This window comes from Victivallis vadensis (genome assembly GCF_003096415.1).
GTDB lineage: Bacteria > Verrucomicrobiota > Lentisphaeria > Victivallales > Victivallaceae > Victivallis > Victivallis vadensis.
Map to the genome: position 1 here is coordinate 29,702 of NZ_QEKH01000023.1, position 13,683 is coordinate 43,384.

At 60.4% G+C, this 13,683-nt stretch carries 6 protein-coding genes; 1 reads left to right on the plus strand and 5 read right to left on the minus strand.

What is annotated here, in order from left to right; all coding sequences use genetic code 11:
• Positions 1-11: 11 nt before the first annotated feature.
• The 5 genes from C8D82_RS13630 to C8D82_RS13650 all read right to left on the minus strand — a co-directional run bounded on the left by C8D82_RS13630 (position 12) and on the right by C8D82_RS13650 (position 12,555).
• Positions 12-2,690 (minus strand): glycosyl hydrolase family 2 protein, encoded by a 2,679-nt coding sequence (locus C8D82_RS13630; RefSeq protein WP_116884842.1) that lies wholly within the window; start codon positions 2,688-2,690, stop codon positions 12-14.
• 221 nt (positions 2,691-2,911) lie between these two features.
• Positions 2,912-5,464: an alpha-L-rhamnosidase gene (locus C8D82_RS13635; protein WP_116884843.1), complete on the minus strand. Its 2,553-nt coding sequence runs from the start codon at positions 5,462-5,464 to the stop codon at positions 2,912-2,914.
• A 14-nt stretch (positions 5,465-5,478) separates the two neighbouring features.
• Complete coding sequence (locus C8D82_RS13640) at positions 5,479-9,495, minus strand: DUF6259 domain-containing protein (RefSeq protein ID WP_133245207.1); 4,017 nt, start codon at positions 9,493-9,495, stop codon at positions 5,479-5,481.
• A gap of 22 nt (positions 9,496-9,517) precedes the next feature.
• Entirely contained in the window at positions 9,518-10,315 is a 798-nt protein-coding gene (locus C8D82_RS13645; protein WP_116884845.1) for a prepilin-type N-terminal cleavage/methylation domain-containing protein, read from the minus strand.
• A gap of 179 nt (positions 10,316-10,494) precedes the next feature.
• Positions 10,495-12,555: a sodium:solute symporter family protein gene (locus tag C8D82_RS13650; RefSeq protein ID WP_165833079.1), complete on the minus strand. Its 2,061-nt coding sequence runs from the start codon at positions 12,553-12,555 to the stop codon at positions 10,495-10,497.
• Between the two features lie 147 nt (positions 12,556-12,702).
• Between C8D82_RS13650 and C8D82_RS20755 the strand changes: the two genes are divergently transcribed.
• The gene (locus C8D82_RS20755) at positions 12,703-13,650 is read left to right on the plus strand and encodes an AraC family transcriptional regulator (RefSeq protein ID WP_133245209.1); all 948 of its coding nucleotides are present in this window, start codon (positions 12,703-12,705) and stop codon (positions 13,648-13,650) included.
• The last annotated feature ends 33 nt before the right edge of the window (positions 13,651-13,683 follow it).

Consider the following 13,683-nt stretch of genomic DNA (forward strand, 5'->3'; position numbering starts at 1 on the left):
TGATAACCTTGTTATAGAATGAAAACGTTTCCGACGAACCCGTGTTTGCTCAGCGGCAAAGCCCGGCCGCACGGCACGCCGGAGCCGTCCGCCGGGCGGTCGGCATAGGCCGGATTGTCCGCTGTCCGGATCAGCAGCGTATTGCGGCCCGGTTTCAGCTTCCCGCCGATCTCAAAACGGCACTGCGGCCCGATTTCGGCGCCGCAATAACTGCCGTTCAGCCAGAGCTCCGCACAATCGCCGCATTCGGGAATCACCAGTGTTTCCGCGGAAACGCCGTCCCAGTCGAATTCGGCTTCATAACGGATTTCTCCGCAGAAGCGGGTCAGGTTTTCCTCGACGGTGAGGTTGACCGCCGCTGAGTTTTCCCGGATGACCCGGAACGCCCCGGCGTCTCCGGCCTCGCGCAGGGAGATGCGGTAACGCAACGGCAGTTCGCGCATCGCTTTTTCCCCGGACCGGAAAAGCGGCAGTCCGGGTTCGTCCCGGTTGAAAATGACGACGAGCAGTTCCTGCGGGCGCACCGCGAGCCGGATGCCCTCCGGTTCCGCGGCCAACCGGAAAAGCCGGTTCTTCCACGGGTCGTAGAGAACGGCGTTCTCCGTCGCGGCCACCTGAAACCGGGCGTCCGTCCGGCCTTCGTTGCAGAAGAAATAACAAATTGCGCCGTCTTCGCCGCGCATGCCGAAGTAACGCAGTTCCGGCATCGCGGGGGAGATCCGCAGCCGTCCGGGACAGATGCCGCCGAGCCGTTCCGCCAGCGCCGGAACCGGAACGGCATACAGATTGCCGGGTAAAGAAGCCATTGCGGGAGAATCCGGTTCTTCGGTGCGTTCCGGCATCATTCCGGCGAACAGCAGGGGAACGCCCTGCGCCGCCAGAACCTCAAACCGCTCCAGCAATTTTTCCGGCAGGACCGTCGAACCGGGAACGATCAGCGCACTGTAACTTGCCGGGCCGACCCGCAGCCGGGAGTTTTCCGCTTCGGCGTCGCGCAGCAGCGTGTCGGCCGGGAGGATATCGTAATCGAATCCGCCCCGCGTCAGCGCCGCGCAAACCTCGTCCAGGGATGTCACCGCCCCCTGATTGACCCAGTCGCCCTCCGCATTGTAATAGATTGCGACATCGGCCAGGTGTTCGCCGCCGGCGAGCAGATGGCAGACCCGCTGGGCATAACGCATCAGCTTGCAGAAAATCCCGTATTGCGGATTGAAACCGCCGGCGTAAAACGCCGGGGCGAGGTAGCTCATGCAATAGCCCGGCGGCGTGAAACCACCACCGTTCCTGTGTTCGTCCGCATCCCCCCGGAACACTTCCGGCAGACACATCGAATAGGCGTGCGGAATATAGTGATTCACCCCGGAAGCGAGGTAAAAATTCAGGATCGCGCGCATGAACGACAACCCGGCATTCCAGCCGTAGGCGCCGAAAATCTCGCAGACCGAACGGCCGCGCATCCTCGGATTGTGCCGGGCGAGCGAAACCGCCAGCTTCGGCATGGTGTACTGATAGAAAAGCGTATTCTTGAGTTGAGTCCCCTGATTCAGCGCGTGGGGCATCGAGGTGATCCCCGGAATCGTCTGGCCGAGCACGGTGTCGATGCCTGCCATGTGCTGCCCGGCCATCGCCCGGAAAAAGTGCCCGCATCCCCAGCCGGTGCGCATATGCGCGCCTTCGTCTTCAAGGACATGCCCGATATATTCGACGCCGTGACGTTCGCACCAGTCGCCCAGCCGGCAGCTGTAATTTTCGCGCCAGAGGCCGGTGATCAGGTCCATATAGGCGAGCCTCAGGGCGGTGTCGCCGGGGGATACCGCATCCCACAATGCGGGCAGCCGGAGCATCAGCTCGTCTTCGGTCATCCGGCACCTGGCCGCGAGGAGCCGCGCCATGTCGGCGCTCCACGGATAAAGCCGCCGGAGCTGGCCCATCCGGTGTTCGGCATAATCGTCTCCGTATTGGCCGTCGCAGTTGCCGAACGCCGGTTCGTCGGAGAAAAATCCGGCAAAGACCGTGCCGAAATAAGCGGAAAAACGGTCATGGATCTTTTCATGCACCTCGTCGATCAGATGCCGGCAGGAGTTTGCCGAAACCATTGTGATATAGTTGGCGAACATCCCCTGCCGGGCGGGATCGGCGGTCATCACGAAATAGATGCGCCAGATGCCCTCCGGCAGGTCAAGCATGCAGAGGCCGTCTTTGATGCTGCCGCTCAGGTCGACCGGGTCGCCGGTGCACTCGCCGCTCCGTCCGTCGCGGCGATATGCCGCTATTGCGAGGATGGTTTCGGCGGCGGTATGTTCCGGCAGGAAAGCGGCTCCGGCGGAAAGCGGCCCGACGACATCCATCAGCTCAATCCGCAGGCATTGCTGGCGGAACGGCGCATTTTCCGGGCGTTTCAGGGAGTCGTTCGCGCTGCCGGTATTCACATGCGAATCGTCGAGCAGCCAGACGCGCATCCGGCAGGCGGCGGCATATTGCAGGACTTCTTCAAAAAGCCGCATCCACGGTTCCGTGCAGAACCAGTCGCCGCCGCGGTTTTCAAAGATGAACTCCGAAATGCCCGCGCGGCGGATCGCATCCATCTCCTTTCTGACCTGTTCCGCACTCTCTCCTGTATACCAGAGCAGCGGGATCAGGTAGCTGCCGGTCCGGTCCGACAAACACTCCGAAATTTTTTGAGAAATCATACTATCTCCTATGTACCCCAAAAAGTTGCCACCCTTCCTCCTTCGCCGAGGCTGCGGAGGACAAGTCGGGCTTGTCATCCACAGCGCTTGCGCGACGGATGATACTTTTCGGGGGCCCCGCTCTACAGTGTTCCGTGCGGCTCCGCCGTACCCACACCTTCGAGAAAGGAATCGTTAATACTTCGATGGTATTGACATACCATCTTCTTGCGGATCGTAAATCAACATAAGATGTGCCTGCCCGGGGCAAGCGGCAGTTCGCGGCCGCCGGGCAGCCGGGCCGAAGCTGGGAGTCCGGGAGGAACTTCCGCTTCCCAGTACAGTTCTCCCTCCGGCGTCAGGCTCCAGGAACTGGCGATACGCCCGAAGGGGGAGTCGAACACCGCTTCCACCGGCGAGAAACGGCGGTCCGGAATGATTTCGAAAACCAGGCCGTCATGACGGTAGTGGATTCCGGCCAGCCAGCTTACCAGAAATTCGGAAACCGCTCCGTAGGCATAGTGATTGAAACTGTTCATCGAAACGTCGCCGAACCCTTTTTCCCGCGAAAAGCTGTCCCACCGTTCCCAGAACGTCGTCGCCCCCTGCCTGACCTGAAAAAGCCATGACGGACACTCCCGTTGCAGCAGCAGGTCGCAGGCGCACCGGGTGCGGCCGAAGCGCGCCAATGTCGGCAGGATCAGGGCGGTGCCGAGAAATCCGGTCGAAAGTTTCGTCCCGTTGCCGCGAATCCGCTGCTCGAGCAGGTCCAGATTGCCGGTGACGGCGCCGGGGGCGGCCAGCCCGAATGACAGCGCCAGCACCAGCGCGGTCTGGGTCGCGGGACGAACCAGGCCGGCGCCGTCGGTGAACTTCCGCCGGAACGCCCGTTTCACATTTTCGGCAAGTTTCAGGAAATGATCGCGGTCGCCGGGAATCTGCAGGATTCCGGCCGCCTCGGCGACGTTTTCCGCACAATGGGCGAAATAGGCGGTCGCCACCAGCTCAGGCGGAGTCTCCTCCGGCGCGAGCCAGTCGCCGAACTGCCCTTCGCCGCCGATGACGAAATCCTCCGAGCGGGAAAGCTGGTAATGCAAAGCGCGTTTCATCGCCTCATAATTTTCCGCCAGCACCGCCGTCGAACCGTAGTGGCGGTAAAGAGCGCAGGGGAGCAGGGTCACGGCATCCCCCCACCCCGCCGCGCCGTCGTTGATGTGCAGCACCGCCGGAGCGATCGAGGGGGCGGCGCCTTCCGGCGTGAAGCCGTCCCGGATATCGCGGAGATATTTCCGGAAAAAAGCCAGACAGTCCATATTCAGCATCGCCGCGGGAGCGAAAATCTGCGCGTCACCGGTCCAGCCGAGCCGCTCGTCACGCTGCGGGCAGTCGGTCGGAATCTCCAGAAAGTTGCTGCGCTGTCCCCAGAGAGCATTGAGCCACAGCCGGTTGACGCCGGAGTCGCCGCATGAAAAGCGGCACCGATCCGGCATCGCGCTGTACATGACCAGCGCGGTAACGTCCAGCTCCTCCGGCGGAATCCGGTCGAACTGCCAGCCGTCTATCTGCAGATAGCGGAACCCGTGAAAAGTGAACTTCGGCACATATTCCGCGGCCTGTTCCACGGGACCTGCGCAGATGTAGCTGTCCTGCGAACGGGCTCCACGGTAATTCAGCGTGTAGAGCGAGCCGTCCGGCTCCAGAATCTCGGCGGTCGCAAAGGTGTACCGCCTGCCGGGAATCCCGCGCGGCCGCACCCGGAACGTGCCGGAGAAGTTCTGGCCGAAATCCCAGATGCAGACGTCTTTTTTCGGACGCAGCAGCCGGACCGGTTTCAACTCCCGCATATACCGGACCGGCGGGGCGCTTTTCTGAACGAGCCAGGGCGTCTCCGCAACTTCGCCGCTTTCGCGGGCGGCCTCCCACGCGCCGTCGTCGAAGCCGGGAGTATTCCAGCCGGGCATTTCCAGCCGGGCGTCGTAATCTTCCCCGTCATAGAGATCGGAGCCGAGGATCGGCCCGGTCGCCGTTTTCCAGCCGGAATCGGTGACCACGGATTCGCGCCGTCCGTCCCGGTAGACCAGCTCCAGATGCGCAAGCAGCTCCGGGTGCGGATGATAGACGTTGCGCATCCGCAGCACGGTGAGGTTGCCGCAGCACCAGCCTTCCGCCAGGATCACCCCGAGCGCGTGTCTGCCCGGCGGCAGGCGGTCGGAAAGATCATAGGAAAGAAACTGAATCTGTTTCCTGAAATCGGTCCAGCCGGGGGCGAGAAGATCGCCGCCGATCCGGGTTCCGTCCAGAGACGGTTCAAAAACTCCGCGCGCCGTGATCGAGAGCACCGCCCGGCGCAAACCGTCGCCGACGGTGAACTCGCGCCGGAAGTGCGGGGCCGGAGCCGCCGCCGCACAGCAGTTTCCGGCAAACCGGATCCAGCGCGCGCCGTGCCAGTCGCCGGGCGACAGCAACGCAACCTCAAACGTGTTTTCCACGGAAAAGGGCGACGGGCTGCCGTCCCGGTCGAAAACGCGGATGCAAAAGCTGACCCGGTCGCCGGCTTTCAGCCCGGCGCCCCGCCACGGGACTCCCCGGCAGGCGGTCCCGACGACCCGGCCGGAATCCCAGAGCAACCGCCCGTCCGCGCCGGATGCCACGATCTGATAACCGCCTTGCCGGGAATCGGGAGAATCCGTTTCGATGCGCCAGGAGAACTCCACCTGCGGCGACGCGACGAAAAGAAGCTCCCCGGTGCAGTCGCGGTCGTTGACCTGCACCCCGGTTACAGCCAGAATACTCATGGGGTCTTTTTACTTTACAGAGAATCCCGGTAACGGATGTCCAGCACAATCCCATCGGCATCAATGAGCTTGATCCGGTCGGTTCCGGCAAGTTCGGGCAGAGGGGCGCCGGGAACCAGTTCCACATTCTTCCGGCCGTCGGCGTCCGAAGCGACGAGTTTCGCTCCGGCAGGCATTTCCTTTGCCTGAAGTTTTCCGTCCTTCAGGGAGATGAGCCGGGGATATTCCGCGATGGCGATCGTCTTCTGCGGACGCACCCGGCAGCTGAGCATGCCGTCCTGCGGCGTCAGCTCCCGTCCGGTCGTCAGTTCGACGTAGTGGACGTCTTCGCGGGGGGCGACCTTCAGCAGCGGCTGATCGACGGTGTATCCGGTCGCGTTGAAAAGCGTCCAGATCCGCTTCCGGTCAGAGGCGAAGCGATTGGCGTAAACCCCTTTGGCGGCACTGTCGACCAGCGGCTCGATTTCGCCATAATCGAAAGCGTCGTTGTTGTCGAGCAGCAGCGACCGGATATGGTCGGGGTACTCGCCGGAGTTGTAAACGCCGACCGCATTCCACAGCCACAGATCGTGCGGAGCGGGCTTGTGGTCGCCCGCATCCTCGATGATTTCAAAGAGCTTGCAGTTCCGGAAATAGAAGCGCAGCAGATTGATCTGAGCCGGGCGGGCGAAGCTCCGGCGGGCGATGCCGTCGTAACTCAGCGCTCCGTCGAGCGTGGAAACCAGCATGTCGTAACCCGGAAACTCGGTCAGCAGCAGCACTTCCTTGCCGGAGCGGCCGAGTTTCTCCCGGATGCCGCGCGTGATGTAGGCGACCGCCTGAAGCACCGGATTGCCCCAGCCTTCATTCGAAAAGAGATGCTCGTGCATGGTGCTGAAGCAGAGATGCCCGCCGCCGCCGAATTCATCGAGACGCACGCCGTCCGCGCCGGTTTCCTCGACGACCCGCACCACGTCGTCGATCGTGTAATCGGCGAACTTTCCGGCATTAACGCACATGGCGTACTGGTGAAATTTGGCGACGATTCCCGGAGGCATGGTCGGATTGGCGACATCGTGCGCCGGAGCGCATTTGTACTGATGGTTTATGACCGCAAATTCGGGAACCATCTTCGCGTTTCTCGCGGAGGCGTCCATCAGCACCGCGTCGTAATAGAGCAGCGCCACCTGACCGGCATTCTTGAGATCCTGAAGATGCTGCCGGAAAGCGGGCAGCCCGCCCCACTGCGGATTGTAGCCGTCGTAATCGCCGAGCGCATACGAAAGCACTTTTTCGCCGGTGGCCGGATCGCGCCAGACCAGCACTTTTTCCACCCACGGGTCTTTGGCGAATCTGCCGATTTCCTCAAACGGCAGCTTCCAGTAGAGCGATTTGGTGAGCGTCCACCAGCTGCACAGCTCCCAGATGTCGGCGGGGCGTTTGTGGTGTTTCCCCTGATACGAGGTGTCGTACTTGCCGTCTTTCCAGAGCGGGGAGCCGAGCCCCATGCCGGCGCGGTAGTTCCACCGGCCGGTAAGCTTGCCGGGGAAGGCCTGCCGGGGCCAGACGCCGGACGCCCAGTCGGCGTAACGCTGCATCGCCGCTTTCCAGTTGCCCGCATGGGTGCCGATCACGGCGTCCGGCAGGGAGACCTTCACGCCGGGGGCGTAGGGGCGTTCGGCATAGTCGATCGCCATGCCCGCATACTCTCCCTCGGAAAGGGCGTGCGGCCAGTGGTGCTCCGACTCGAAAAATCCAGGCGTGGTGCCGGTGCAGAGGTGGTACAGATCGGGATGCTTCACCCCTTTTCCCTTGCGCAGGTTCAAAAACTTGTAGGAAGCCTCCGGGTCGTCGCCGCGCAGATAGACGCCGCCGCCGGAAGTGCGTGAAAAGAGATCGACCATCTGCCACCAGGCGTCGTTCTGGCCGTAGGCGCTGCGGAAGCGGCAGTTTTCGCCGCCGATGATGCCGCCGCCGAAGGGAAAGCAATAGAAATCGTCTTCCGGCTTTGCGGAGAGCGTGATCCCGTCCAGATGCGGAAAGGCCAGTGCAAAGTCGGCGCCGGACTCCCCGCGGTTCGTGACATCGAGCTTGAAACGCAGTTCATCCCGTTCCGCGATGACCGAAACAGTGCATTCCAGTCTGGGTTCTTCCAGAAAAACGACCGCCTGAAAACCGTTCGACAGCGACTTGACCGACGTCACTTTTCCGTCCCGGGCATCGTAGGTCCTGCCGCCGGCATGGATGCGGAAAATCCGGGTTTCATCTGCGGCTTTCAGGATGTTTCTATTGACTTCCGCACAGAACAGGCTCTTGAGCGCCAGTGCGGGAGCAAGCTGGAATTCCGCCCGAATCGCCTCATTTTCAAGGATGGCGGTCGAGTTGTCGATCCGGCAGGAGGGTGCGGCGCCGGTGCGCACGCCGGCGGGAGCGCTCACTTCGGGCGTCATATCGGGGCGGGCGACAGGCCACTCCAAGGCGGGGGCGAATGACGCCCTCACCGACCGCACCTTGCCGTTGCGGCACTCGACGGCGAACGGAACTCCCGTGTTGAAGCTCAGCGTATTGCCGCTGCGGGTGAAAGCGACCGCGGCGCCCTTTTCGTCAACTGCGGAAAATTCAGCACCCGGCTCCGTGGCAAACGCAAGGGTCAGCGGCCGGGATTCATCCCAGTGCCGCCGCAATTCCAGACGGAAAAGCTCCCCTTCGTCCGCCGCATAAGCGAACAGCTGTTCGGAGTCGCCGACGATGCCGTTCCCGGCCTTCCACTCCGCGCTCCCCTGCTCCCCGACGCTGGAGAGCCTGAGCCGCATCATGAATTCGCCGCACTCCTGATTCTGCTCGCGGTTCCAGTCACGGCTCCAACTTTTCCCGCCGTCGCGGCTGACGGAGCTGGCGGTATTCTTCACGCTCCGGTCGATGCTGGGATAGATGAAATCGTCGCCGTCATCGACTTTGGCTACCGAAATCGAAATCTCCTCACGATTCAGCAGCAGCGACTTGTCGATCGGAATTTCGACCCAGTCGTTGAGTTTGTTGGAAGTCGCGCTGCGGGCGGGCAGCCGCGGATCGGCGGTATTGAGCACGATCTCCTTTCCGCCATCGAACCGGATGCGGAATTTTTCAGTCAGGCCGTTCGGTGCCTCTTGGTTGAGCGCCGTGCTGTAATCGAATACGCCGATGTGCAGCTTCAGATAGACCTTGTCCGCCTTTTCAAGGCTTCCGGCGGGGAGCTTCGTCAGCGGGAACACCTTCGCGGCGATATTGCCGGGACCGTTGCAGGGCAGGACGTCGAACGGATTCAACCCGCCCCAGCTGTTGTTGTCATTGGCCAGCTCCAGCACGCCGGGCCGGGGGGAATCCACCCGCCAGGAACCGGTCAACTTCTCCGAATCGACCAGCTTGAGCCGCATCATGAATTCGCCACTGCGTTGATGCGTGGCGCGATTCCAGTCACGACTCCAGGTTTTACCTCCGTCGCGGCTGACGAAACTGGCGGTATTGTTCACATTCCGATCGACGCTGGGATAGATGAAATCGTCTCCGTCATCGACCTTGGCGACCGATATAGCGATCCTGTCGCGGTTGAGCAGCAGCGACTTGTCAATCGGAATCTCGACCCAGTCATTGAGTCTGTTGGAAGTCGCGCTGCGGGCCGGCAGCCGCGGATCGGAGGTGTTGAGCACGATCTCCTCGCCGCCATCGAACTGGATTCGGAATTTTTCAGTCAGACCATTCGGAGCTTCTTTATTAAGATCCTTGCTGTAATCCAACACACCGATATGGAGCCTCAGATAGACCTTGTCCGCTTTCGCGAGGCTCCCGGCAGGCAGCTTATCCAGCGGAAACTCTTTTCTTGCAATGCAGTTGGAACCATTGCACGGCAGAACATCGAAGCCGTTCAGCCCGCCCCAGCGATTGCTGTCGTTGGCCAGCTCCAGCACGCCGGGCAGGGGGGAGTCCACCCGCCACTCCGCGCCGATCAGCGGCAGTAATGCGACAGAAGCAATTGCGGAGGCGGTAATTCTTTTCAATTCATTGTACATCATCATTTTTTCCTGCAGATAGTTTGATTCAGGGAAGCACGACCTTCACGGACGTGCTGTTGAGGATATATGCTCCCGGCCAGACTTTTCCATCGTTTCTCCACTGCTGGATGTCACCGGCTGAAATAGCGGAAACGTGGCCGTCGGCCCAGCCGATGTTGGCTTTCTGGTTATGCCGCAAATCAATGCCGGAAGCGCCGGTGGTAAGGGAGAAAGAGTAAGCCTGCATCATAGTGGAGGTCTCCCAGGTATCGGCATAAATCAGGAACTGGGAAGCGTTTTTGATTTTGGGGAAAGAGATAATCGTCCCCTCCCCCAGTCCCACGGTACTGGGATGCACAAACGCCTGCGGATTCTCGTTGTAGTTCGGCGTATGCGCCGGCCCCTGCTCGCCATCCGTCGCATTGCCGGGCACACCGTAGATCGCCCCGAACTTTGTGCTCTCCTCATCTGAATTCGGCTCGGGAATCGCAGCAGCAGGCACAGCCGGACAACTGGCCACCTTGAAAGAGGGAAGACGGCGCGGATAAAGACCCGCCTGCCCCCAGGCAGTCACATACGTGCCGCGAACCATGCAGTTCAGGAGTGTATGCCAGGCCGCTCCATTTCCTTTCAGGAACGCAATGCCGTTATAGTCATCGGCATACTGTTGCGTCGCGAGCATGCACTGCTTGAGGTTGTTTGTGCAGCTGATTGCTTTCGCGCTGTCGCGAGCGCGGTTGAGGGCCGGCAGCAGCATGCCCGCCAGAATCGCAATGATCGCTATTACAACGAGCAGCTCAATAAGGGTGAAATTGTGTTTTTCCGTACTTACCGTCGTTTTCATAATGGAATGTTCCTTTCTGACTTCCTGCAAAAGTCGCTTGAGTTTACGGATAAATTGTTCCGTCAACAATATTATACTATGAGACTGCTTGTTCAACAAGTGCAATTCTCTTATAAATATGGATTTTTCTATCAAACCAACGCTACCGTTCCGGTTTCGGTGCCCCGCCGGAAACACCGTCAATCCCCGGATGGATCCGTTACCGGCTCCGCAGATTCTTCGCCGGCGTTCCGGCCGTTGACCACCCGCCCGTCGTCCGCGTCATTGCGTTTCCGGGTGCGCAGCGCCCGGAACAGCTTCACCACATCGGCGGCGCCTCCGATCAGGAACCAGATGGTCGTGCCGATGCCGAGCCCGAATCCCAGCATCACATAGCCCCGCCACAGCCGGAGCCAGTGCAGCGGCTGCCAGCCCAGCACGAAGTGTCCGAGCGTACCTGCGACGAAGGCGACTGTCCAGAGCAAAGTCCACAGGAGCGACGCGAAAAAGAGCAGGCGGTCAAACCGTGTGAATTCATCAGTCAACCCGAAGATCCTCCAGATTTTACCGGCGGACCATACCTCCCGGTGTTCGCCGGAGATGTCGTACTTGCCGCGATGAAGCATTTTTTCGAGGTTGAAATTTTCCGTGCCGTGCACCTTGCGGTCGATATACGAAACGATGAAATAGCTTGCGAACCCGGTCAGGGTGATCGCAAACGCGAGGACCTGGCTGTTGACCGGGAAGCGTTCCCGGCGGGCGAGCAGCCACTGTGCAGCGGATTCCGGCGCATGTTCGGCCAGCACCGGAGCGAGGGCCGGCCAGCACTGCTGCAGCGCGATGCTGCCGAGCGCCAGTCCCGAACCGAGGATCATCGCCACCCAGGCGCCGAGCGTCGAACCGCTCCGGCTGTACAGGCCGCCGATCAGCACCGCGCCCGCGCCGCCCGTGAAAATCGCACCGGTGATCTGGAAGAAAAGCAGAATGTATTCGGTCTGCTTGAAGAGCCAGCTGAAGAAGAAAGCAAAAACTCCGACGAAGACGATCGACAGCCGCAGCAGCAGGATATGCTGTTTTTCGGTGAACGGTTTCTTGCGGAAGGGCATGATCACATCCTGCACGAAGATGGACCCCCAGCTGTGCATGTAGGAGTCATCGGTCGAGAGCATCGCCGCCAGCATCAGCGCCGCGAACAATCCGAGCAGTCCGGGCGGCAGGATGTGGGAGAGAAACAGCGGCACGCGCGCCTGGCTGACCTCCTGCCCGTGAAGCGTGCCGAGCGTTTCCGCAACCGTCTGTGCGCTGTCGGCATATTGCGGGCTGTTGAAGAAAGTAAAGGCGCAGATCGGGATGAAAAGCAGCAAGGCCCACTGCACCAGCTGCCGCCATACTCCGAGAAAACGCGCCATTTTCGCTTCATGCGCACTTTTGGCGGCGGCCGCATAACCCGACTGCCCCTGCCAGGTGCCGCTGGTCAGCACCACCAGCACAATGCCCATCAGGAAGAACCAGATGTTGAAATCCCGGATTCCGGTCGTGTCGAAAGGGTTGAAAAGCGATTGTCCCGGATTCTCCGCCGCATGCACGGTCAGCGTCTCGAAAATCGTCTCCCAGTCGAACCGCATCACCATGAAGATCATCAGGATCAGGAACACGATATTGCAGAAGGTTCCCTGGATGAAGTCGGTCAGCATGATCGCAAGCTGTCCGCCGCAGATCGCGAACGTGACGCCGAGCGAAATCACGAAAAGGAGCAGACATACGTAGGTGCTGAACACGAAGGGAATCCCGGCGATCTGGAAGCTGTCGGGCAGCTTGCAGAAAAACATGAAGAATTTGACCGAAACCGACGGGAAAATCCCGTAGTTCAGCACGCCGGAGAGCCATCCCAGCATTCCGCTGAACACCCGGAAGCGGCGGCTGTAGCGCACCTCGAAAAACTGCGCCATCGTAAAGCAGCGCGTCTCCCTGAAGCGGTAATAGACCCAGCCGCAGATCGACATGAGCAAAGCGATCGGCCCGGAAAGGAATCCCCACCAGACCGGGGAAAATCCCGCGATATAGTACTGTTCAAACGTCGCGATGATCGAAATCGCGCCGATGCCGGCGATGCCGTCGGTGACGGCCAGCAGATACCGGCCCGCGCAACGGTTGGCGGCAAGAAAATCCGCCGTGCTTTTGACCTGGCGCTGGCTGATGATCAGTGTGGCCGTCAGTATGAGCAGCAAAGCTCCGACAATTCCCCAGTCGAGCAGTTGCATGGAGGAGGTTCCTTTCCGATTTGTTTTTCCGCCGTTCCGGTCTTCCGGCCGGATGACGTGTTTGTGAAACTGTTTGCAATTGGTTTGATTACGGGCTATATTGTACCGTAAAACCAGAAGAAACACAAACACGATACTCTTAAAAATATGGATTTTCCGGGCAAAACCAGAAAACGCGCCTCGTCGATTTACTGCCTGAAACTCAAAGGTTATTCCGGTGGCTATCACGCCACGGCGCTGAAATCGGTTCATTTCATGAATGACTGGGAAAAGGAGCTGTCCCACACGCAGTATCACAAGCATAATTTTTATGAGCTTGCGGTCGTTCTGCGCGGCGCCGGGACCCATCTGACCGACAGCCAGAAACTGCCGCTGCGCCCCGGCAGCGTTTTCCTGCTCCATCCGGGCGAAAGCCATGCCTACGAGTATTCCGAGCCGCTGACATTGATGAATTTCATGTTCGACTCGCAGATTCTGCGCCCCTACCGGAAATCCCTGAGCGGGCTCGCAGGCTACCCGTTGCTCTTCTGCCCGGCGGAGGAACGCCGTGAACTCTGCGTGGATTCCGCCACGCTCGCGGAACTCGATATCCTGTTGCACGCGATGGCGATGGAAAGCCGGCAGCGAAGTGCCGGCGCGGAGCTGCTGCTGATTTCACACCTGCTGAATCTGCTGGTGCTGGTGCTACGCAAATCCTGCAGTTATGTGGAAAGGGAGCGCTTCAACAGCGACATCGGAATTGCGGTCGCGTTCATGCGCCGCAATTATCAGGAGGAGATCAGCCTGCCCAAACTGGCGCGGCTGGCCAATTTGTCGGAAAGTTCGTTTTTCAGGAAATTCCGCGAGGAGATGAAAACTTCCCCGATGCAGTGGCTGCTCAATCTGCGGATCCGCAAGGCGATGGAGTTCCTGATCCGCTCCGACATGAACATCGGAGAAATCGCGGCGGCGACCGGCTTTTCCGACTCGCTCTATTTTTCGCGGCAATTCCGCAGGCAGGTCGGAGTCTCCCCGAAAAATTATCGAAGCCAGGCGCACGGCCCCCGCCAAATCATTCACGGGCTGCAGACTCTGGAGGAAATCGGCGACATCTAGCGCGCCGTTTTCCTGCGAGTTCATCACCCCGAA